Here is a 22,454-nt window from a genome sequence, read left to right as displayed (position 1 = left end):
GCCGGCTCTCGAATGTCGGCTTCTCGCGTCCCCCTAGAACAAGTACGTCAGCGAGAGGCTCGGGATCATGACGTCGTCGATGTTCTTGCCGGCCATGTCCCAGTTGTCACCGTCCCGGTCGAGCTCGCGCTTCGACCCGAGCCTATACTGAAGCCCCGCGTCGAAGCGCCAGACGTCCCGGCGATAGGTCATGCCCAGTCCGACGATGCTCTTCTCGGTCGCCGGCAGACCCATGGTGTAGGTCTCCGCGGGAGCCGGCGACTGAACCGAACGGAAACCGCCTCTCAGCGAGACCGTCCTCGAGAGCCTGTAGTCGAGTCCGATACCGAACTCGACCGTATCCTCCCATTCGAGCTCCGTCACGTTGGGGTCCTCTCCGGCGACCATGGGAAGAGCGACATCCATCGTGCGCGAGATGTCCTCGACCTCCGACCACTGCGTCCACGTGACGTCGGCGGTCAGTGTGAGCTCGTCCATGAGGAAGTCCCTATACGCCATGCCGATGCCCGCCGTCAGCGGGAACGTGAAGTCGAAGTCGGTCTCCCTGGCACCTGCGGACAGCGAATCGGTCTCCGACGTGATCTTCGACCAGCCCGAGCACTCGATCGTCATCGGCGTTCTGAGCGTCGCGCCGACGCTGATCTGATCTGTGGCGCGGTAGAGCATGCCGACCGTCGCTCCGAAGGTCCAGCCGGTCGCGTCGTCCTCGACCCTGTAGGGCATCAGATGGAGCGTGTCACCCTCGTTCTCGCCGATCCCGGTCACGACGCGCTGCCCGAACCCGACGTCCTTGAGGGTCACGTGCCCGTAGAGAGCATGCCCCGTGACGCCGACCGAGAGTCCCGGCATAATCTCCCGTGCGACCACCGGCGAGATGACGTAGCCCTTGATGTCGGTCTCGAAGTCCGGAACGGTGGCATCCAGAACGACGTTCTTGAACGGATCCGTTCCCTCGGCCTCATCGATGTCGTCCTCGCCGTAGACGTCGTCACCGGACCAGGTCACAACGAAGTCGGCCAGCGTGTAGAGACCGATCCCCCACTTGTCCAGCACGCCCGACAGCGGACCGCAGCCGGTGTAGTAGAAAACCCCGGGCGCGACCGGCAACTCGCTGTCGGTCGTCGCCTCGACCGTCGCGATGCCGTTCTGACCGCCCGGGCCGTCGACGCCGTCGAGAATGACCACGCCGTCCCGCGAGGCCATCACGATGGGGCTGGCGAGCGAGGCCGTCAGCTCCGTCCCGGAGATCTGCGTGATCCCGGCCGGATTCCAGTGAACGGCGCTGTAGTCGTCGGCGAGGCCGATGAAGGCCTCCCCCATCGACCCGGCGCGGACACCGACGGGCGGCATGATGTAGCCGCTCGCGAACGCCGGCAGGGAGCCGGCTGCAACGAACACAAGACACCCGATGAGAGCGCCCAAGAAACGCATGTTGTTTCCTCCTCCCGACAGAGAGGCGCGCACTGCCGGGTCCGGTCGCATATATCCAAAACGGAGCGCCCTCAACGGGCGCACCGAGACGAGCCCTCATTCGTTAGATAGCATAGGGCGCGGAGCCCCGTCAAGCCATTTCTCCCTGCGAAGTCCCTGCTGCGTGGGAGCTTGACGGCGCACGCCTCCGGCCGGAGAGCGGCGGGGCAGATGCCGGCGGGATGCAGTATGCGAGAGTCGATCAGTATCCGGAGGATGTGTCCGCGTGGCATGCGGTGCACGCCCGCGCCCTCTCCGCCTCTGCGTCGGCGTGACCGATCGCCCCGTGGCACTCGACACAGCTGGCTCTCGAGAGGTGCATGACGTGCACGTCGGCTCCGGAGGATTCCTCGGAGACCAGGCTTTCGCGTGTGTGGCAGCCGCTTCTCAAGCACGAGGCCGGCCCGGGGGGATCTGATTTCCCCGACTTCTCGATGCCCAGGTAGTAGGCCATGGCGTTCCGGGCCCCGTCGAGCTTCGAGTGGTAGTAGCCGGCCCACCCGGGCTCGCTGTGACAATCGAGGCACTCGGCAACGGCTCCGTGGGAGGACTCGGCCCAACTCACGTAGTGCTCCCCCATCACGTCGTGACAGCTCCCGCAGAAGTCCGAGCGGGCGCTCCAGGCGTTGAAGCCGAAGGCCGCCACGACGACGATGATGGCGAGGAGGATCAGCAATCCGGTTCTTCTCTTCAGCGCCATTCGTTCCTCCGAGCGCCCCTAGCTCAACGAACGCCGTCCAGACCCGACATCGCACAAGCTGCGGATCGGACAGCCGCCGCAGTCGGGAACCCTCGGCCTGCAGACCCGACGGCCGAGGCGGATCAGGTTCACATGGAGTGAGAACGCCTTCCCGTCGGGAGCAAGTCCCTCGAGCGCGTCGAACGTCCGCTCCGGGCTCGTCGGTGTCCCGACGACGCCGGTGCGCCCGACGACGCGGTGCACGTGCGTGTCGACCGGGACGACCTCACGACCGAGTCCGAAGAGCGCAACGCAGGCCGCCGTCTTCGGACCGACGCCGTCGAACGACCCAAGATACTCCAGGACCTCCGGCGTCTCCATGTCCTTCAGGAAACCGAGGTCGATCGAGCCCGTGGTCTCCCGGATCGATCTGAGGATCCGACGGATCCGCGCCGCCTTCGTCTTCGCAAGGCCGCCCGAGCGGATCGCCGACTCGATCGTCGAGACCGGAGCGCGCTCGACGGCCCCCCAGTCAGCGAAGCGTTCCCTGAGCGAGGCGTAGGCCCGGTCGGAGTTCACGTCGCTCGTGTTCTGGGAGAGGATCGTCCGAACGAGGTTCCCGACCAAGTCGCCCCCGTCCCGCGCACGGGGTTCGCCGAAAGCTCCTTCGAGCCGTTCCACGATCCGGCGGACGCGCCGCCGCGCGACGTGTCCCGACGGCTCCACGCTACGACGTCGACCCGACACCGGCCTTCGGTCCCTTCACCAGTTCGTAGACGAGAACATCGAGCAGCGCCTCGCCCTCGAGGCCCTTCCGGATCCCGACATCCGCCTCGAGGAAGGACCTGACGCCCCTGGCGTAGTCCCTCGACGTTCGTTCGGCGGCGAGCGCTCTCATGTTACGCACGCCGGCGCGTGAGCGGCCGCCGCCGCCCGCCCGCGTCTCCCAGAGCGAGATCCAGAACGCATAGAGCTGCGACACAAGCTGCGCCGGAGCCATACCGCCCCGCACCAGCTCCCCGGCCAGCCCGAGCGACCGTCCGAGGTCTCGCCTCCCGACGGCCTCGGCAAGGTCGCGGAAGTCGGACGCCCTCTCCCCCACCACCGACTCGATGTCCTGCTGCGTGATGGGACGATCCGGCTCGGCGTACGCCGCCAGCTTGTCGAGCTCGTTCGAGATGCGGGAGAGATCGCTCTCGGTCCAATCGATCAGCAGGGAGGCGGCCGGTTCGTCGATCGCCCTGCCCCGGTCCTCGGCCATGCGCGCCACCAGTCCGGCGAGCACCTCGCGGGACGGCCGGCCGCAGTCGACGACCGCCGCGCCGTCCAGAAGCCGGCGCTCCCAGGCCGCGCGCCCACTGAGCCTTCCGTAGGACACGAGGGCAAGGCACACGCCTTCCGGGACCGCATCGAGCGATCGGGCCAGCTTCGTCCGCTCCGAGGGGCTCATTCTGTCGACCTCGTAGACGACGACGAGTCTCCTGGCCGACAGCATCGGAGCCGTTGACGCGTGCGATATCACGGCCTCCGCCGTCGCCTCGCGCCCCGAGAAGGTGGAGAGGTCGAACGCCTCGCTGCCCGGAGCGACCAGCGCCTTCCGGAGCAGCCTGACGCCGACGCGGGCGAGAAAGGACTCCTCGCCGTGGAAGAGCATCACGCCCGGCAGGGCGTCGTCACGCACGGCTCTCTGGAACTCGGCGAACGTCATCGCGGTCTACCACCCCTGCACCGTCTTCGAGAGCACGTCGTCCGCTAGCTTCTCGATCGCGTTCTCCCGAGCCTCCTCCTCGGAGGTGAACTCGGAGTCGCCCCCCGTGGAGTAGACGGCCCATCCCTCGGCCGTTCCTTCCCAGATCGTCTCGCGGGACGAGACATCCTCGTAGGCCAGGTCCGCCAGGATGCGCACCTTGTACTCGCGGGGGTCGCCTCCCGCATCATACGACATGACGGAGCGCTCGTACAGCGTCACGGCTCCTCTCAGGAGCGCGTCGGCCTCGTCCTCGCCGACGACACGGAGCCCGCCCTCGGTCAGAACGTCGTTCAACACGTCGGTGACCTCTGTCTCGATGCCGTACTCGAGCGTCTCGTTCTCAAGGACGGGAAGAGCGACGCTCCCGATGCCGCCCTTTTGCAGCGTCGGCGAGAAGCTGTAGTAGCCGCACCCCGCCAGGGCCAACGCGAGAAGCAGTACGGCCGCGGTGAGACGGAGCGTCACGAATCCCCCTTGACACGTTTGCGAAGTGTGTTGCGGCTGATCCCGAGGAGCTTCGCCGCCCGCACCTGGTTTCCGTCGGTCACCTCGAGCGCTGCCTCGGCGAGAGCCCTCTCGACCTCGCCGACGACGATGCCGTCGATCTCACCCTCGGAGGCGGAGCGGAGTCTCGAGAACTCCCTGCGGACGCTGTCGGCGAGCCTCCCTGACAGGACGCTGTCTGGGACGGGGATGTCCTCGAGTCCCGTCTCGAGGACCTCGAAGTCGTCCGGCACCAGCACGCCCTTCCTGCTGAGCGCTATCGCCCGGTGAATGGCCTGCTCCAGCTCGCGGACGTTCCCCGGCCACGGATAGGACTGGAGGAGTTCGACGACCTCCTCGGACATGCCGTCGACGTCCTTCTGCATCTTGACCTTTGCGCGTTCAAGGAAGTACTCGGCCAGATACGGGATGTCGTCCCGGCGCTCGCGAAGCGGCGGTATGTACAGCGAGACGACCTTCAGCCTGTAGAACAGGTCGACGCGGAAACGCTCTTCCTTCATCTCGGAGACGAGGCTACGCCCCGTCGATGCGATGACGCGCACGTCGACCGGGATCCTCTTCCTCGTGCCCGGCCGTTCGAACCACCCGTTCTCGAGCACGCTGAGGATCCGGCCCTGCGAGGGCAGGTCGGTGCGGTCGATCTCGTCGAGGAAGATCGTGCCGCCGTCTGCCTGTTCGAAGCGGCCGTCCTCGATCTCCTCGTGCCCGTCGCGCCGTCCCCGTCCGAAGAGGTCGACCTCCAGAAGGTCGGACGGCAGCGCCGAGCAGTTGACCGCGACGAACGGTCCGTCGCGTCGCTCGCTGTTGTAGTGGATGGCACGCGCGATGAGCTCCTTGCCCGTGCCCGGCTCACCGTGGATCAGCACGGCGGCGTCGGTCGTGGCGACCTGTCCGATGAGCTTGTGGATCTCGACCATCTCGGGCGTCCTGCCGATGATCGCGCCGAGATCGGCGACGTCTCCGGGGCCGGGCGAGCCGACTGTCCGGATGATGCCGCCGTCGGCCGACAGAGCACGCCTCGCGGCGTCCTCGAGACCCGCGGGAAGCGTACCCCTGGGCAAATAGTCGTACGCGCCCTCACGCATCGACTCGATCGCGGCCTGCTCCGACGTCCGTTCCGCGACGACGATGATCGGAAGCCTGGGCACCTCGGATCTGATCGTTCTGATGACCTCGACGGCCGGCGGCTCGTCGTAGCCGTGCTCCACGACGACCAGATCGGGGCCGTCCGAACGCAGGCCGGAGAGGAGGTTTGCGGCGCTGGTCCAGACGGTGACGTCGTACATCAGCGACGGAAGGGCGCCACTGAGCGGCGCCGCGTGCTCCTCACTCCTGTCGAGGATCCATACGGTTCGCATGCCCCCTCCGAGCGAACGCACCGAGTCAGCTCACGCTCTCGCGAAACCACGCAACGGTGCTCTCGAGGCCCTCATCGAAGGGGACCTTCGGAGAGAACCCCAGAAGCTCCCGGGCGCGCGTCACGTCGGCGTACGAGTGTTTGACGTCGCCGGCGCGCTCCGGTCCGTGCTCCGGCTCGAGATCCGACTCCGTGAGTGTGCGAAGCCGGTCGTGCAGGCTGTTGACTGTGATCGTGTCCCCGCAGGCGATGTTCATCACGCTCCCGGCGACACCGTCGACGCCGGAGGCGAGGAGGTTCGCCTCGACGACGTTGGCGACGTATGTGAAGTCCCTCGACTGCTCGCCGTCACCGTGGATCAGGCACTGCCGGCCTGACAGAAGCGCGGTCGTGAAGATCGGGACGACGGCCGCGTACTGCGATCCCGGGTCCTGTCTCGGCCCGAAGACGTTGAAGTACCGGAGTGCGACGCACTCCAGACCGTACAGCGACGAGAAGACCTTGCAGTAGTGCTCGCCTGCGAGTTTCCCCACCGCGTAGGGGGACTCGGGCGAAGGAGCCATATCCTCCCGCTTCGGGAGCTCCGGCGAGTCTCCGTAGATCGACGACGAGCTCGCGTAGACCAGCCGCCCGACCCCCGCGTCCCTGGCGGCGACCAGCACGTTCAGAGTTCCGCCGACATTGACCTCGTTGCTCGTAACCGGATCGTCGACCGATCTCGGCACCGACGCGAGCGCGGCCTCGTGGAAGACGACATCCACACCGTCCACGGCGCGTCGCACCGCCTCGAGATCGCGGACGTCTCCGACGTGAAGGTCGACATCGCTCTCGAACGCGGCGATGTTCTCACGGCGTCCGGTGGAGAAGTCATCGAGGACGCGGACCGAGTGACCCAGATCGAGCAGCCGCTCGACGATGTGCGATCCGATGAACCCGGCTCCGCCTGTCACGAGCATTGTCGACATGGTGTTCTTCCCTTCGAGGAGCTAGATCCGGCTGATGTGCGGTCCCTCGTACCCCTTGAGTGCGTTGCGCGTGTCGACGATCGGAGTCCCGGCGCCGGCGATGGCATCGTAGTCGAACGCGTTGTGCGCCGCCACGATCACGAGGCAATCCGCCTTCGCAAGCCTGTCCGGTGTCGGCTCCTCGCTCCTGAGCTCGATGCCGGCCTCCTCAAGCACGGGGACGTGCGGGTCCGAGTAGGTTACCACGCCGCCCCGGTCGCTCAGAAGCCGAATGACATCGAGAGCAGGGGACTCGCGCACGTCGCCGATGTCCTCCTTGTAGGCGACTCCGAGGACGTGGATGTTCGAGCCGCGGATCGGCTTGCCCGCGTCGTTGAGGCAGTCGTTGATCTTCGACATGACGTAGTACGGCATGCTGCTGTTGACCTGTCCCGCGAGCTCGATGAAGCGGGCCTCGAACCCCGCCTCCTTGGCCTTCCAGGAGAGATAGAACGGATCGATCGGGATGCAGTGCCCTCCGAGGCCGGGGCCCGGATAGAACGGCATGAAGCCGAACGGCTTCGTTGCGGCCGCGTCGATGACCTCCCACACGTCGATCCCCATGCGGTCACTCATCTGCGCGAGCTCGTTCACGAGGCCGATGTTGACGCTCCGGAACGTGTTCTCAAGGAGCTTCACCATCTCGGCGACCTTCGTCGAGGACACCGGCACGACGGGACCGAGCGTCAGCTCGTAGAGCAGCACAGCGTGCTCCGTGCACGCCGGCGTCGCGCCTCCGACGACCTTCGGGATGTTCTTCGTGTTCCACGTCGGGTTCCCCGGATCGACGCGCTCCGGGGAGAAGGCCAGGTAGAAGTCCTCCCCTACCGTGAGGCCGGTCCGTTCGAGCTTGGACAGGATGATCTCGTCCGTCGTGCCGGGGTAGGTCGTGCTGTCGAGGATGATCATCATGTCCCTGTGGACGTGTTTCGCGATCTGACAGACGGCCGCGCTGACGTAGGAGATGTCAGGGTCCTTCGTCTTCCTGAGAGGTGTCGGCACGCAGATGTCGATCGAGTCGAGCGTCTCGATCACCGAGAAGTCGGTCGTCACCTCGAAGCGTCCCGCCTCCACCGCCTCCCGCACCCACTCGTCCGGGACGTCGCCGATGTACGAGCGACCTTCCCGCAGTGACCTGATCTTCTCCTCGTTCGTGTCGATGCCCGTCACGTGGAACCCGGCCTTCGCGAACTCCATGGTCAGTGGAAGGCCGACGTAGCCGAGTCCGATCACACCCAGTCTGGCCTCTCTGGATTCCAGCTTCTCCCTCAGCACCGATGCCTCCTTCGGTCAGTCGTCAGAGGAACTCTCCTATCCCACGGGGCTCGAGACCACGACAGCGGCCGCAGTGGCCACAGGCAACAGCATGTTGTCAAGAGCACCTATCGGCAGGGACTCAAGCAGACTGGCCACCAGCCCCACCAGAAGAGCCGACGGCAACGGAACATAGAACATAGCAATAACCGCGCCCACGGCGAAGACCGTGAGCGAACCGATGTAGGTCTTCCGTGGATTGTGCGGCAGGAGTGTGGAACCGAACGCCTTTCCTGACAAACTGGCCAGACTGTCCCCGAGCGCCAGGACGAAGATGCCCACGGATGCGGCCTCGAGCGGAAAGAGCCACAGCGCAAGCCAGATGCCGACACCGTAGAGGATGGGCCCCCCGACGATGCCCCGCTCCTCCTCCGGCCGCATCGCGCGCCACGTCACATCCGCGAAGAAGGGAACGGCGATCCCGAGCTGCCGGAAGAACTCCGACAGCACGAGAAGCAGTGTGACGGATCCGACGAGCCACAGTGCGAACCCCCTCCACCACATCGCAAGGAACGGCACGGCGATGGCGCAGGCGTGAAGCGCCTTGCGGAAGACCTCGTGGCGCGCGGCGGCCTCCGCCGGGGAGTAGCCGAACCGGCGACCCTCCGGCAGGAACTCGAGGATCTCCCTCAGATCCCGCGTGTGGATGACGAACGAGGCCAGCGGCAGCACGGGATACTCGGGGTTGATCGCGATGCTCCGCCAGGCCGCCTGAACGATCTCGATGTTGCTGCGGTCATCGACGACGACCGTCGTGTCGCTCCACGTGTAGCCGCGCTCATCGAGGAAGCGCTCGAGGGACCGCCGCTTGCCTTCGCCGCTGTGCAAGCCCCCGGTGAGCCGTCCGGTGAGTCTCCCGTTCTCAGTCTCGAGCGGGACCCCCCGCCCGGCGTCCGCCCCGACCCGGGCCGCGATGCGCTCTATGGCCTGGTCGGGTACGCCGGCGCTCACAAGCACGATCTCGTATCCGAGGGCCTTGAGCCGCGCGCAGCACTCCGCGGCGCCCTTCCTGAGCGCGATCGAGTCGGCGAGCCGACAGAGTTCCTCAACGGAACGCCCTCGCTGATAGCGATAGGCCGCCTCGACGGCGACCTCCACGGGCGCGGCGCCCGTCTTGAGCAGAAAACCGAGCCAGAGGCTTCTGAGAAGGGTCCAGGGGCTGCTGCGCCAGGCCAGGCGCCAGAGAAAGAGACCGCGGAGCAGCACGCCGTCCACGTCGAAGGCAACGATCCCGCGCCGGGCCGTCGCCGCCGGTGACCCGTCAGGCACCGCCGTCTCTCCCTCTCAGTGTCAGCACGCCCCGGACCGCCATCCAGACGGCGAGACCGACCATGATGACCGGCACGTAGAAGAACTCCGGTCCGTAGCGCGGGATGATGATCCGTCCCAGCCTGTAGGCCCCGTACACGAGCATCCCCGACAGCGCGAGGCTGGCGAACCCCACCGCCAGTCGGTAGACCCTGGCCTCGCCGTTCTCGTGCCTGGGGTCGGTCACCGCGCCTCCGGGTATCACCGCACCAGAGCGAACTTGCCCGTCGCGACGTCGTCAGTCGAGCTCCTGTCGCGGGCGACGACCCGGAGACGGTAGATGTAGACGCCGCTTGCGAGGTCCTCTCCCGTCATCGAGGCGAGCGACACCTGGTTCAGGCCCGCGGAGAGTCCCTGCCCCCGCTCCCGGATCGTGTGTGTGAAGACCTGCTGCCCGGTGACGTCGTAGACCTCCACCTCGACGAGCTGGACCTCGCGGGACAGCTCGTAGACGAGCATCGCATCATCAAGCGATGTCGCGGGGTTCCGCGCGACGTGATGTCTGAGGATCCCGATGGGGCCCTCGGCTCGAACGTTGAGAATCGTCGACGCCGTGTTGTCAGAGATCGACAGCTCCTCCGGGGCGTCCTCGACGACGACACGGGCCGTCAACGTATGGTCGCCGACGTCGCTCTCCTCGAGCGCCCAGGTGAACGTCCTGGTCACCACCTCGCCCGAACCGACGGTACGATCGACGTCGTACGCAGCCAGAAGCTCCCCGCCGTCCGGCTCGCCGTCCCAGAGTTCGATCGTGAAGGCCGCCAGAGTATCTGGCCCGAACGCGTGAACATCGAGTTCGACATCGACGGCGGCGCCGGTGAAGGGCCTGTTGGGAGTCGCCTGGATGCCGCCCGGGAAGACGGCCAGGTTGAACGCGGCCTCCGGGTCGGCCAGTCTGGCGATGGCGCCGGCGACGGCACGCGTCGTAGACGCGAACTGCGACTCGCGGATGGTCGAGAACCGGTCGCCTATCGTGTGATAGTACGGGTTCCGATCCCTGGGGCTCCAGTGCTCGATGGCCACGAGTGCGTCGTATCCCTCGACCCAGAAGCTGCCGTGGTCGCTGTAGAGAAGCGGCGTGTCGATCCGAACGGCGCTGAACGACGGGAAGTGCGCCGGATACGCGTCAACGGTCTCCAGCATCCAGTCCGCCAGCCAGGCGGACGACTCGTTGGTGACCAGATGGCAGGTGTCAGGGTTGGCGGGATGCGGCTTGAAGGCGATCATGTCGACGTTGATCGCCGCGTAGACCGTGTCGCCCGCCGCAGCGATGCTGTCGGCGTAGGCTTCGCTCCCGATGAGCCCGAGTTCCTCGGCCGTAAAGAGCACGAACCGGATATCGAACGGAAACTCGAGACCCGAGGCCGCGATGACGCGTGCGACCTCGAGGACCGTGGCAACGCCGGTCGCGTTGTCGTCGGCGCCCGGGGCGTCGTGCTGACACCACCAGAAGGCGAACGAGTCGTCGTACGCCGAGCTCGACGCGGTCGCGTCGTAGTGCCCGCAGACGATGTATGCGCCGTCCAGTCTTCCGTTGCCCTCGAGCGTGGCGATGATGTTCTCGACGGGGTAGTCGACCGCCGGACCTCCGGAGCCGCCCTCGCAGGTGTACCCCAGAAGGTCGAAGCGCTGGTACTCGATCGGCGATCCCGGCGGCAGACAGGACTCCAGGGCGCTCACGACGGCGGGCTTCGCCTCATCGAGGCACGCATCGTGGAAGACGAACCTGGTTCTCGGGTCCCCGCCCGTCGTCTCGGACAGCCTTCTCGTCATCGCCATCAGACTGTCGCCGGACACGGCCGAGAGCACGTCGTTCACGACCCCGCGCCACGCCTCCTCTCCCCTCGTTCGCCGGTCGATGACGTGGGACGGAGGCGCCGGATCGAACCACTTGTGTGTGTCGATCGCGTCGGGCAGGGCGACGACCTGATGGGCCTCCGCGCGGAGCCGCTCTGTCTGTTCCGGACCCGCCGCGACGAGATGCGTACCGACCCGGTCGGACCAGAGGACTCTACCGACCGACGGCGTCCTGTCTGTGGAGCCGGGATACCAGACGACCGGCGTCTCACCGTCCCTGACGCTCCCGAGTCCGTCTGCCGAGAGGCCGCGTGACAGCGCGCGTCCGGCGAACTCCCCGTCGCTCTCGACGACGGCGCTTCCCGCCCCGATGAGCCGGACCGTGGCCCCGAGGCGCTCGGCGGCGCTCAACTCGCTTCCGTCACGAAAGCGCACGGCGTAGAGCTCCGCCGGCGCCCCGCCGGCAAGAAGCCCCACCACGAGTACAGCAGCAAAGAGCAGCGTCACCGTCCTCATCCCGTCCCCCCTTTGGCCGGACCTCGCGTTCATCGGAGAGCGGCCGACGACTCGACGCCGCCGGCCGCCATCCGGTATATGGTACGCCCGAGAGGATTCGAACCTCCGACTCCTGGAACCGGAATCCAGTGCTCTATCCAGCTGAGCTACGGGCGCGTGTCAACCTCGATGAGTTCGTAGTCTCGGGTCCCCAGACCCAAGGCTTCAGCATAGCGCAACTGCACCGTCGAGTCCACTTCGGGATGCAGATCCTTGAACTTGTCGCTGCCCTGCCGGTAGGTCGGCGAGAGATCGCCGGCCTCCGAGGCCGGCGCCTCGTTGACGAGATCGTACGACGCCTGGTCGATCGCGACCGGATCGAGCGACGCAACGATGCCGACATCCGGGCAGATCGCCTCCTTCGCCGCCCCGTAGCAGTCGCAGACGGGGTGCACGTCCGTGATGAAGTTGACGTATCCGACGGCGCCCGGTTTCGCGTCCGACAGGGCCTTCGTGTACTCGACCATCTTCTCCTGGAAGATGTCGGTCGCCTGATCCCAGCGGATGCCGACGGCCTTCACCGGGCAGACGGCGATGCACTCCCCGCACCCGATGCAGGTCTCATCGTCGATCGCCGCCCGTTCATCGACGAGGATCGCGTCGACCGGACACCACTCGGCGCAGGTCCCGCACGCGATGCAGGTGTCGCGCACGAACGGCTTGGTCGTCGAATGCTGCTCGAGCTTCCCGGAGCGCGAAGCCCCGCCCATGCCGACGTTCTTGATGGCGCCGCCGAAACCCGAGAGCTCGTGTCCCTTGAAGTGAGCGACCGACAGCACGGCGTCCGCCTTGATGAGCTCGGCGCCGTAGGCCGCCTCGCTGACGTGTCTGCCGTCGAACGGAAGCCGGGTCTCCGTCGTTCCGCGGAGGCCGTCCGCGATGACGACCGGGGCGCCGAGCGCCGACTGGGTGAAACCGTGCTCGGCCGCGGCCCGCAGATGGGCGATCGCATCGCACCGGGTGCCCCTGTAGAGCGTGTTGGCGTCGGTGACGAACGGTCGGTGTCCCCGACGCATCAGCCAGGCAACGATCCTCCGGATGAAGTGGGGCCTGACGTGACCCGTCTGACTGCTCTCCCCGAAGTGCATCTTGACCGCGACTATCTGGTCCTCCCGGGCGATCCCCTCGATGCCCGAGCGTTCGAGGAGAGCGTCGACACTTGCTACGAGATCGTCCCTGTCGCTCGACCTCAGCAGATAGACGTTGCTCTTCCCTCTGTCGGATGCCATCGCCTCTCCCCGCTAGCGTTCGCGCACGCGTCCGGCCCAGCGCATCTTGAGCCTGAGGATCTCATAGTAGGAATGTCCACCGACGTCCACCAGAAGGGCGCTCAGACCGGCCCGTCTGATCGTGACGACGTCCGACTGTTCGATGTGAAAGGCGCGCTCTCCGTCGACCGTCACCATCGTCCCCTTCTCACACTCGATCATCTCGATCTCGATCTCCGAATCCGGGGGCACGACGCAGGCTCTGATACTGAGCGTGTGTGGGCAGATCGGAGTGGCGATGATGGCCTCGACCCCGGGCACGACCACCGGACCGCCGGCCGACACGGAATAGGCCGTCGAACCGGTCGGGGTCGACAGGATGATCCCGTCGGCCGCGTAGCGCGTCACCAGCTCGCCGTTCGAGCGGGCCTCGAACGAGAGCATCCTGGCGTCGGCCGCCTTGAGGATGACAACGTCGTTCAGGGCGAGACGGTGTTCGCCGCCGTCCTTCGAGACCTCCAGCATCATGCGCTCGGTGACGGGCAGGTCGTTCGGATCGAGCGACTCCAGAACCCCCGCCAGCTCGTCTCCGGGAACCTGCGTCAGGAAGCCGAGACTCCCCAGGTTGACCCCGAGCACCGGCGTCCGCTTCCCCGCGGACGCCACGCCGCGAACGGCCGCGAGCATCGTGCCGTCACCCCCGAACGCGATGACCAGGTCGGAGCGCTCGGCGACGACGTTTCGGGCGGCCGTCTCGACGCCCTCCGGCGCCGCGGCCGCGGCGAGCTCATCGACCACGAGTCCCAGCCCCCGCGCTTCGGCCCAGCTGGACACCATGCCGGACGCACGGGGGATGCCCTCCTTCTGGGGGTTCGCGATGATCCCGACGGTCTTCACCGGTCTCACTCCCTTCGCTTGCGCACCGACGGCGTCTCGAGAAGGACCCTGACGCGCTCCGCGATCGTCTCCTCAGAGAGACCACACTCCGAGAGCAGCCGAGCCCGCGACCCGTGCGGGACGAACTCGTCCGGCAGGGCGACGCACTCGACGACCGCGTTCCGCTCGCCCCGTGTGGCGAGCAGCTCGAGGACGGCCGCACCGAAGCCGCCCGAGAGTACGTTCTCCTCGACGGTCACGATCCGTCCGGTCCGGGCAGCGCACTCGAGGATCAGATCCTCATCCAGCGGCTTGGCGAACCGCGCGTTCACGACCCCCGCGTCGATCCCCTGATGCTGGAGTCTGAAAGCCGCTTCCTCGGCGACGTGGACCATCGACCCGATGGCGAGGATGGTCGCGTCCTGCCCCCGCCTCAGGATCTCGGCCTTCCCGACCGGGATCGGATCGGGATCGTAGTCGAGGCGCACACCCAGTCCCGCGCCGCGCGGATACCGGATCGCGATCGGCCCCTCGTCGTGCTCGGCGGCCGTCCGGACAAGCGCTCCGAGTTCGTTCTCGTCCTTCGGGGCCGCCACAACGAGCCCGGGCACGCTCCGCAGGAACGACAGGTCGAAGACGCCGTGGTGGGTCGGACCGTCGTCGCCGACGATCCCACCCCTATCGACCATCAGCTTCACCGGCAGCCCCTGAAGGCAGACGTCGTGGATGATTTGGTCGTACGCCCGCTGGAGGAACGTCGAGTAGATGGCGACGAACGGCTTGAGCCCGGCCGTCGCCATGCCGGCGGCGAACGTGACGGCGTGCTGTTCGGCGATGCCGACGTCGAAGAAGCGGTCCGGGAAGGCCCGCGCGAAATACAGGAGCCCCGTACCCGCGGGCATCGCTGCCGTCACCGCCACGATCCGGTCGTCCTTCTCACCGAGCGTGACAAGCGAGCGGCCGAACGCCTCCGTGTACGACATCGCCTTCGGTCTGGCCTTGAGCGTTCCCGATGCCTTGTCGAACGAGCCGATGCCGTGAAAGCGCGACGCGTCCTCCTCGGCCGGCGCGTAGCCCTTGCCCTTCGTCGTGACGACGTGGACCAGCAGCGGCCCGTCCAGGTACTTGAGCCGTTCGAACGCCTCGACGAGCAGCTCCACGTTGTGACCGTCGAGCGGCCCGAAGTACTTGAATCCCAGCTCCTCGAAAAGCACGCCCGGTACGAACAGACCGCGCGCTCCCTCGAGGGCGCGTGACGCGAGCGATCGGGCTCTCTCTCCTACGGCCGGGATCCGCCCGAGAATGTCCCAGACCTCGGACTCGAGGCGCTGGTAGGTCGGAGCGGACAGGAGCCTCGTCAGGTACTGCGACAGCGCCCCGACGTTCTTGGAGATCGACATGCGGTTGTCGTTGACGATGACGATGAGGTTCTTCTTGAGATGGCCGGCCTGGTTCAACCCCTCGAAGGCAAGCCCCGCCGTGAGAGAACCGTCGCCGATGACGGCGAGCACGCGGAAGTCCTCGTCGCGGGCGTCGCGGGCGCACGCCATACCGAGGGCGGCCGAGATCGAGGTGCTGGAGTGTCCCGTGTTGAACGCGTCGTGCGGGTTCTCCTCGCGCCGCGGGAAACCGGCGACGCCCCCGTACTGCCGGAGAGTCGCGAAGGTGTCCCGTCGACCGGTCAGGAGCTTGTGGGCGTAGCTCTGGTGCCCGACGTCCCAGATGATCCGATCGCGGGGCGAGTCGAACACGGAGTGAAGAGCCAGTGTCAGCTCGACGACGCCGAGGCTCGGAGCCAGGTGTCCCCCGTTCCTCGAGACGACGCGGATGATCTCATCGCGAAGCTCCTCCGCCAGTCGTCTGAGTTCGGCCGACGTGAGCCCCTTGAGATCGTCCGGCGAGTCGATCCTGTCGAGCAGCCTTGCCATGCCGGCGTCCTTTCTTCCGTCCTTACGTTCGCCGTCTGACGATGTACTCAGCGATCGCCTTCAGAGCACCCGTGTCGCCGCCGATCCCATCGAGGGCCTCAACGGCCTCGTTCACGAGAGACCGGGCGCGTTCCCGGGACGCTTCGACACCGACGGCTCCGGGGTACGTGAGCTTCCCGCTCGCCTCGTCCTTGCCGACGGCCTTCCCCATCTCCTCCTCGGTTCCGGTGATGTCGAGCAGATCGTCGGCGATCTGGAACGCCAGACCCAGCCTCTCGCCGTACCGGCGAAGGGCCACGCGACGGTCGCCGTCCGCCCCGCCCGAGACGGCCCCGATCTCGACGGCGCCCGCCAGCGGCATCGCGGTCTTCCTCGTGTGAATGAACGTGACGTCCTCCACGGGGTCGCCGGTCGACGGCGGCTCGATGTCGGCGGCCTGGCCGCCGACCATCCCGCGGCTGCCGTTCGCCGACGCGAGGATCGCGACGATCTCGGCCCTCTGGACTGACTCGAGTCCCGGGCTCGACGCGACGGCCTCGAAAGCGGCCGTCAGGAGCGCGTCGCCGGCGAGTATCGCAAGTGCCTCACCGTAGACCCTGTGGGACGTCGGACGCCCGCGCCTGAGATCGTCGTCGTCCATCGCCGGCAGATCGTCGTGGATGAGCGAGTACGTGTGGACGAGTTCGGTGGCGCAAGCCGGCTGAAGTGCGCGCTCGGACCCGCCACCGACGACCTCGCACGCGGCGAGCGTCAGGATGGGCCGCAGGCGCTTGCCGCCCGAGAAGACGCTGTAGCGCATTGCCTCGTGCAGGCGCCCGGGCGGCGTCCCGGCAGAGGGCAGCAGCCCGTCGAGCGACCGTTCCACCAGCCGCCTCCGCTCGTCCAGGAAGCCTCGCAGGAACCCGCCCATCTCACGCGTCATCGTCGCCCTCTTCGACCTCCTCGTCGAGCGGCTCCAGCCGGTGCCCGCCCAGGTCCTTCTCGAGCTTGAGGATCCTCTCGCGGGACTTCTCGAGGTCCTCCGCGAGCTGCCCGGCGAGTCGCATGCCCTCCTCGAACGCCTTCAGCGAGGCCTCGAGCGCGAGGTCGCCGCTCTCGAGTTCGGACACGAGTTCCTCGAGCCGTCTCAGCTTCTCTTCGACGGATTTCTTTCCGGCCACCTGTCCTCCCTGGTCTGAGGGTCGACGGAGTCGACGGTGCAGCCGAGGCTCCCGTCGACGATCGTCACACGTATGCCTGCCCCGGGCGAGACCTCTCCGATCGACCGGACGGGCCGCCCGTCCTCGTCCCGTGCCACCAGCGCGTATCCTCGTTCGAGGAGGCCCGCCGGGTCTCCGGCCTCGAGGGCCGCACGCAGTCTGGCCAGCTCGGCGTCCACCCGGTCGAGAGCCGCCCGCGCGGTCGCTCCAGCGCGCCACACGAGCTCGTCGACACGCTGCTCGGCCGCCTCGACCCTCTCGAGCGGGCGCTTGAAGGCGTACGCGGCGAGCGCGGCTCGCAGACGACCGTAGCGGTCCTCGTACCAGCGACTGACCGCTCTCACGAGACGCGTCTCGGCGGACGCGACATTCCTCAGCAGCTCCGTCCGGTCGGGCGCCACCAGCTCCCCGGCGTTCGACGGTGTCGCCGCTCTTACGTCGGCCGCGAAATCCGTGATGGAGAAATCGACCTCGTGACCGACTGCCGACACGACCGGGGTCTTCGCTCCGTGAACGGCCCGGGCGACCACTTCCTCGTTGAAAGCCCAGAGGTCCTCAAGCGAGCCGCCTCCGCGGCCGACGATCATGACGTCAGCCTCGCCCCACTCGTCCACGAGCCGGATCGCCTCCGCGATCTCCTCGGCGGCGCCGGCGCCCTGAACGCGGGTCGGGGCCACGACCAGACGGATCCACGGCGCCCGCGAACGCACGACGCGTACGACGTCCCGCACGGCCGCCCCGGTCGGCGACGTGACGACCGCGACCGTCCCGGGGAACGCCGGGATCGGACGCTTGTGGGCGGGGTCGAAGAGCCCCTCGTCGGCCAGTCGTCTCTTCAGACGCTCGAATGCGGCCGCCAGATCGCCGACGCCGGCCTCCCGCATTCTGTCGACGATGATCTGGTACTTCCCCTGCGGTTCGTAGATCGAGATCCGCCCGTGCGCCCTGACCTTGGCACCGTTCTCCGGGCGGAACGACAGCCGGGCGTTCCTTCCGCGGAACATGACGGCCGGCAGACTGCTCGACGCGTCCTTCAGCGTGAAGTACATGTGGCCCGACGAGTGATGGACGAAGTTCGAGATCTCTCCCTCAACCCAGACGAGGGGGAACCCGGTCTCGAGCAGCGCCTTGATGCGACCCGTCACGTCCGAGACCGTGAGGACGTTGTCGGCGCTCTCCTTGAGGAGGCCCTCGGTACCTTCCATCATCCGCTCGCTCCGGATCCGTCGGGGTCGTCAGCGCCCCCGGCCCGTCGCGCTGCGGCCAGGGTGTTCCTCAGGAGCAGCGTCGTTGTCAGCGTGCCGACGCCGCCCGGCACGGGCGTCACGACGGACGCGCGCTCGAGAGCATCCTCGTAGTTGACGTCTCCGACGACGCGATAGCCCTTCTCCGTCCCGGGGTCGTCGATTCGGTTGACGCCGACGTCGACCACCACGGCTCCCGGACGCATCATGCCACCCGTCACTGCGTTCGGCCTGCCGACGGCGACGACAAGGATGTCGGCTGCGCTCGTGTGCACGGCGAGGTCGCGTGTTCTCGAGTGACAGACCGTCACCGTCGCATTCCCTCGACGCGACTTTCTGAGAAGCAGATTGGCCAGCGGCTTACCGACCACCGCACTCCGCCCCACGATGACGACGTGCCGTCCCTCGATATCGATCTGTCCGCGAACGAGCATCTCGACGACGGCCTCGGCCGTACACGGGGCGAAGCACTCCTCACCCTTCAGAAGAAGCCCGAGCGACCGCACCGTCGCACCATCGACGTCCTTCTCGGGAGCGATCCTCTCCACCACCGACGCGTCGATCGTCTCCGGCAGTGGCTGCTGCAGGATGATCCCGTGCACCTCTTCGTCCCGCGAGAGTCGGGCGATCGCCTCTTCGACGCCGCCTGTTCCGATCCCGGCATCGAGGCCGACGACGCGGGTGGCGACACCGACCTTCGCTGCGTTGCGCTCGATGCTCTTCGTGTAGATGGCCGACGCGGGGTCCTCGCCGACGAGCACGACCGCCAGGAGCGGCGGCGCCCCGTCTCCGGCGAGCTCCGCGCTTCCCTCCGCGATCTCCTCACGAATGGCCGAAGCGATCGGCTTGCCCCTCAGGACCGTCGTCATGAACGTCCTCCCGGTCGCGTGAAGCGCTACTCCTCGTCCGGACTGTGTTCGAGAACGCGGTCGACGGCCCGCGCGGCCCCCGTGGTCTCGTCGATGTCGACGAGGAAGCCCGAGAGTACGGAGGGACCGTCCGCCGTCTCGAAACGCTGCGGAAGTCCGGTGACGAACCGCGCCACCGAGAGTTCCGTGCGCACGCCGATCACCGAACGCCACGGACCCGTCATCCCGGCGTCCGTGATGTAGGCCGTATGTCCTTCGAGGATGCGCTCGTCGGCCGTCTGGATGTGGGTGTGGGTGCCGACGACGGCACTCGCCCTGCCGGCGAGATACCAGCCGAGGGCGAGTTTCTCGGACGTCGCCTCCGCGTGAATGTCGACGAGGACGATCGGCGTCTCGGCAAGAAGCTCATCGACGAGCCGCCTCCCCTCGCGGAAGGGACAGTCGATCTGCCGCATGAAGACGCGTCCCTCGAGGTTGACGATCCCGACCGGCACGCCCGAGCGGCTCGTGACGACCGCAGCGCCGCGCCCAGGGGCGCCGGGCGGGTAGTTCGCCGGCCTCAGGATGCGTTCGGAGCTGTCGAGGTAATCGAAGACGTCGCGGCGGTTCCACGTGTGATTCCCACCGGTCAGCACGTCGATACCACGCGCCAGGAGCTCGTCGGCTATCTTCGGCGTCACGCCGATGCCGCCGGCGGCGTTCTCGCAGTTGGCCACGACGAAGTCGACGGACCGCTCGTCCACGATGCCCCCGAGGAGGCGGGACACGGCCCGCCTCCCGGGGCGACCTACGATGTCACCGACGAACAGAAGGCGCAACAACCCCTCCCGTCTACTTCGCGTAGTCGATCGCGCGGGTCTCCCGTACGACAACCACCTTGATCTGCCCGGGGTACTTGAGTTCGTTCTCGATCTTCCGCGCGACAGCGGACGCAAGGGCCTCCGCCCGAGCGTCGTCGATCTTCTTGTGCTGCACCATGATCCGGATCTCGCGTCCGGCCTGGATGGCGAACGACCTGTCGACTCCCTGGAACGAGGAGGCGATGTTCTCGAGCTTCTCAAGCCGCTTGATGTAGGTCTCCAGCGTCTCGCGTCGCGCGCCCGGCCGCGCGCCCGATACGGCGTCGCCGGCCTGGACCAGCACCGCGATGAGCGTCGTGGGCTCCACGTCCTCGTGGTGCGACTCGATCGCGTTGACGATCTCGTCGCTCTCCCCGTAGCGACGCGCCAGATCCGCACCCAGCGCCGCGTGGGTTCCCTCCATCGTGTGGTCGACCGCCTTGCCGATGTCGTGCAGCAGCCCGGCCCGCTTGGCCAGGGCGACGTCCAGCTCGAGCTCGGACGCCATCAGTCCGCAGAGGTAGGCGACCTCCTTCGAATGCTGAAGCATATTCTGCCCGTAGCTCGTCCGGTAACGGAGCCGCCCGATGAGCTTGACGAGCTCCGGTCGGAGATCGTGGATGCCGACGTCGAGACAGGCCTCCTCGCCCAGCTCGACGATCTGCTCGTCGAGCTCCTTCTGGATCTTCGCGACGACCTCCTCGATCCGTCCCGGGTGAATCCGTCCGTCGGCGATCAGCCGCTCGAGCGACAGACGGGCGACCTCCCGCCGCACAGGATCGAAGCCCGAGAGGATGACGGCCTCCGGGGTGTCGTCGACGATGACGTCGATGCCGGTCGCCATCTCGAAGGCGCGGATGTTGCGGCCCTCGCGACCGATGATCCGGCCCTTCATCTCGTCGTTCGGCAGATTGACGACCGACACAGTCGACTCGACGACGTGATCGGCAGCGCACCGCTGGATGGCGGTCGTCAGGACCTGCTTGGCCTCCCGGTCTCCCTGACGCCTCGCCTCGTCCTTGATGTCCTTGATCATCCTCGCCGCCTCGAGGCGGGCGTCGGACTCCATGTTCTTGATCAGGAGCTTCTTGGCGTCGTCGCGGTTCATCCCCGCGATGCGCTCAAGTCGCTCGTTCTGCTCGTCGAGAAGGAGAGAGAGCTTCTCGGAACGTTCCGTGATAGACCTCTCGGTCTCCTCGAGCGACGTCTCCCTCTCTCCGAGCTCGGTCTCCTTCTTCTCGATGAACTCGACCTTCCTGTCGAGGTTCTCCTCCCGCTTCTCGATGGAGCGTTCGAGCTTCTCGAGCTCCGCCCGGGTCGTCTGCGTGTCCTCTTCGAACTTCGCCTTCGCCTTGTACCACTCGTCCTTCGCCTCGAGGATCGCGGCCTTCTTCTGCGTCTCGGCCTCTCTGTGGGCCTCGCGCACGATCTTCTCGGCCAACTCCTCCGCGCTCACGATCTTGCTCCGGTCCACCAGACGTCTGGCGAACCATCCCGCGAGAAAGACCGCGACGCCCACGAGGAAGATGATGAGAATCGGGCCCCACTGTGTCATGGAAGTCATGTCCTCCTATCTATCGTCATTGCGGTCCATTGTCTCTTGCCGGCTCATCGTCCCGCTCGTTCCCGGCGCGGTCGTCTTCGCCGGCCTGGGAAGCGGCGTCCCACGTTTCCAGCCGCTTCCGGACCTCCCTCTCGTACCCGCTGCCGGACGGGCGGTAGTACGTCCGCTCCTCCGGCAGGTACTCCTGTCGTCTGCCCTCCGACTCCGAGGCCGGCATCTCGTAGCCCTCGCCGTGCTTGAGGCGCGCGGCGCCGGCGTACGATGCATCCCGCAGATGCTCCGGGACCTCGAAGCTCGAGCTGCCCTCGACGTCCTCGAGGGCTCTGGCAACGGCGTCTGCCGCCGTTCGGCTCTTCGGCGCCGTCGCCAGATAGATCGCGGCCTCCGCGAGCGCGTACCGGGCTTCCGGGAGCCCGAGCATCTCGACGGCCCGCGCTGCCGCCACAACCACACCGAGCGCGTCCGGGTCGGCGAGACCGATGTCCTCCGAGGCCGATATGACAAGCCTCCGGGCGATGAACCGCGGGTCCTCCCCGCCGGCGAGCATTCTGGCCATCCAGTGCAGGGCGGCGTCAGGCTGGGAGCCGCGGATGCTCTTGATGAACGCCGACGCGACATCGTAGTGCCAGTCGCCCTGCCGGTCGTACCGGACGACGCGCTTCCGGAGACACTCCCGGGCCGCCTCGAGGCCGACCCGGATGACGCCGTTCCTGTCGGGCGGCGTCGAGAGCACCGCGAGTTCGAGCGCGCCGAGCGCCCGTCTGGCGTCCCCGAGCGCGTTCTCGACGAGGTGGTCGAGTGCCTCATCGGCGATCTCCACCCGGTACTCGCCCAGTCCCCTCTCCTCGTCGCGGAGGGCCGCCTCGATGAGCGCGCGAACCTCCGCTTCCTCGAGCGCCCTGAGTTCAAAGACCTGGATCCTCGAGAGGAGCGCCGGGTTCAGGTAGAAGAACGGGTTCTCGACCGTCGCCCCCACCATCGTCACGGTG

At 67.2% G+C, this 22,454-nt stretch carries 21 protein-coding genes and 1 tRNA gene; all 22 read right to left on the bottom strand.

What is annotated here, in order from left to right; all coding sequences use genetic code 11:
• Positions 1–33 precede the first annotated feature (33 nt).
• Complete coding sequence (locus GF405_06040) at positions 34–1,482, bottom strand: hypothetical protein (GenBank protein ID MBD3367717.1); 1,449 nt, start codon at positions 1,480–1,482, stop codon at positions 34–36.
• Positions 1,483–1,672: 190 nt separating this feature from the next.
• Positions 1,673–2,170, bottom strand: a complete 498-nt coding sequence (locus GF405_06035; GenBank protein ID MBD3367716.1) for a hypothetical protein — start codon at positions 2,168–2,170, stop codon at positions 1,673–1,675.
• Between the two features lie 18 nt (positions 2,171–2,188).
• On the bottom strand, positions 2,189–2,875 hold the full coding sequence (locus GF405_06030; protein MBD3367715.1) for an endonuclease III: 687 nt from the start codon (positions 2,873–2,875) through the stop codon (positions 2,189–2,191).
• A 1-nt stretch (position 2,876) separates the two neighbouring features.
• Positions 2,877–3,857 carry a DNA polymerase III subunit delta gene (holA, locus tag GF405_06025; protein MBD3367714.1) on the bottom strand — a complete coding sequence of 327 codons (981 nt, stop codon included), beginning with the start codon at positions 3,855–3,857 and terminating at the stop codon, positions 2,877–2,879.
• 6 nt (positions 3,858–3,863) lie between these two features.
• Entirely contained in the window at positions 3,864–4,364 is a 501-nt protein-coding gene (locus GF405_06020) for a hypothetical protein (GenBank protein ID MBD3367713.1), read from the bottom strand.
• Positions 4,361–5,761 (bottom strand): AAA domain-containing protein, encoded by a 1,401-nt coding sequence (locus GF405_06015; GenBank protein ID MBD3367712.1) that lies wholly within the window; start codon positions 5,759–5,761, stop codon positions 4,361–4,363. The genes GF405_06020 and GF405_06015 overlap by 4 nt, the downstream gene beginning before the upstream one ends.
• Positions 5,762–5,786: 25 nt before the next feature.
• Positions 5,787–6,725: an NAD-dependent epimerase/dehydratase family protein gene (locus GF405_06010; GenBank protein ID MBD3367711.1), complete on the bottom strand. Its 939-nt coding sequence runs from the start codon at positions 6,723–6,725 to the stop codon at positions 5,787–5,789.
• Between the two features lie 21 nt (positions 6,726–6,746).
• On the bottom strand, positions 6,747–7,961 hold the full coding sequence (locus tag GF405_06005; protein MBD3367710.1) for a nucleotide sugar dehydrogenase: 1,215 nt from the start codon (positions 7,959–7,961) through the stop codon (positions 6,747–6,749).
• Between the two features lie 114 nt (positions 7,962–8,075).
• The gene (locus tag GF405_06000) at positions 8,076–9,347 is read right to left on the bottom strand and encodes a hypothetical protein (protein MBD3367709.1); all 1,272 of its coding nucleotides are present in this window, start codon (positions 9,345–9,347) and stop codon (positions 8,076–8,078) included.
• A complete protein-coding gene (locus GF405_05995; protein ID MBD3367708.1) occupies positions 9,340–9,573 on the bottom strand; it encodes a hypothetical protein in 234 nt (77 codons plus the stop codon). Before GF405_05995 ends, GF405_06000 begins: the two co-directional genes overlap by 8 nt.
• Before the next feature lie 14 nt (positions 9,574–9,587).
• A complete protein-coding gene (locus GF405_05990; protein MBD3367707.1) occupies positions 9,588–11,732 on the bottom strand; it encodes a M20/M25/M40 family metallo-hydrolase in 2,145 nt (714 codons plus the stop codon).
• A 46-nt stretch (positions 11,733–11,778) separates the two neighbouring features.
• Positions 11,779–11,855, bottom strand: a tRNA-Arg gene (locus GF405_05985).
• Entirely contained in the window at positions 11,846–12,967 is a 1,122-nt protein-coding gene (locus tag GF405_05980) for a DUF362 domain-containing protein (protein MBD3367706.1), read from the bottom strand. Before GF405_05980 ends, GF405_05985 begins: the two co-directional genes overlap by 10 nt.
• Positions 12,968–12,979: 12 nt before the next feature.
• Positions 12,980–13,852 carry a hypothetical protein gene (locus GF405_05975; protein ID MBD3367705.1) on the bottom strand — a complete coding sequence of 291 codons (873 nt, stop codon included), beginning with the start codon at positions 13,850–13,852 and terminating at the stop codon, positions 12,980–12,982.
• A complete protein-coding gene (dxs, locus tag GF405_05970; protein MBD3367704.1) occupies positions 13,849–15,750 on the bottom strand; it encodes a 1-deoxy-D-xylulose-5-phosphate synthase in 1,902 nt (633 codons plus the stop codon). Before dxs ends, GF405_05975 begins: the two co-directional genes overlap by 4 nt.
• A gap of 22 nt (positions 15,751–15,772) precedes the next feature.
• Complete coding sequence (locus tag GF405_05965) at positions 15,773–16,672, bottom strand: polyprenyl synthetase family protein (protein MBD3367703.1); 900 nt, start codon at positions 16,670–16,672, stop codon at positions 15,773–15,775.
• Entirely contained in the window at positions 16,662–16,910 is a 249-nt protein-coding gene (gene xseB, locus GF405_05960; GenBank protein ID MBD3367702.1) for an exodeoxyribonuclease VII small subunit, read from the bottom strand. Before xseB ends, GF405_05965 begins: the two co-directional genes overlap by 11 nt.
• Positions 16,877–18,157, bottom strand: a complete 1,281-nt coding sequence (gene xseA / locus GF405_05955) for an exodeoxyribonuclease VII large subunit (GenBank protein MBD3367701.1) — start codon at positions 18,155–18,157, stop codon at positions 16,877–16,879. Before xseA ends, xseB begins: the two co-directional genes overlap by 34 nt.
• Complete coding sequence (locus GF405_05950) at positions 18,154–19,062, bottom strand: bifunctional 5,10-methylene-tetrahydrofolate dehydrogenase/5,10-methylene-tetrahydrofolate cyclohydrolase (GenBank protein MBD3367700.1); 909 nt, start codon at positions 19,060–19,062, stop codon at positions 18,154–18,156. The genes xseA and GF405_05950 overlap by 4 nt, the downstream gene beginning before the upstream one ends.
• A gap of 26 nt (positions 19,063–19,088) precedes the next feature.
• On the bottom strand, positions 19,089–19,880 hold the full coding sequence (locus tag GF405_05945; protein ID MBD3367699.1) for a TIGR00282 family metallophosphoesterase: 792 nt from the start codon (positions 19,878–19,880) through the stop codon (positions 19,089–19,091).
• Positions 19,881–19,893: 13 nt separating this feature from the next.
• Positions 19,894–21,456 carry a ribonuclease Y gene (gene rny, locus GF405_05940; protein ID MBD3367698.1) on the bottom strand — a complete coding sequence of 521 codons (1,563 nt, stop codon included), beginning with the start codon at positions 21,454–21,456 and terminating at the stop codon, positions 19,894–19,896.
• Between the two features lie 25 nt (positions 21,457–21,481).
• On the bottom strand, positions 21,482–22,454 hold a 973-nt coding region (locus GF405_05935), incomplete at its 5' end, for a replication-associated recombination protein A (protein ID MBD3367697.1).

This window comes from Candidatus Effluviviaceae Genus V sp., from assembly GCA_014728125.1.
Taxonomy (GTDB): domain Bacteria; phylum Joyebacterota; class Joyebacteria; order Joyebacterales; family Joyebacteraceae; genus WJMD01.
Note: the sequence above shows the minus strand (reverse complement) of the source record. Positions and strands in the feature narration are given on the sequence as shown.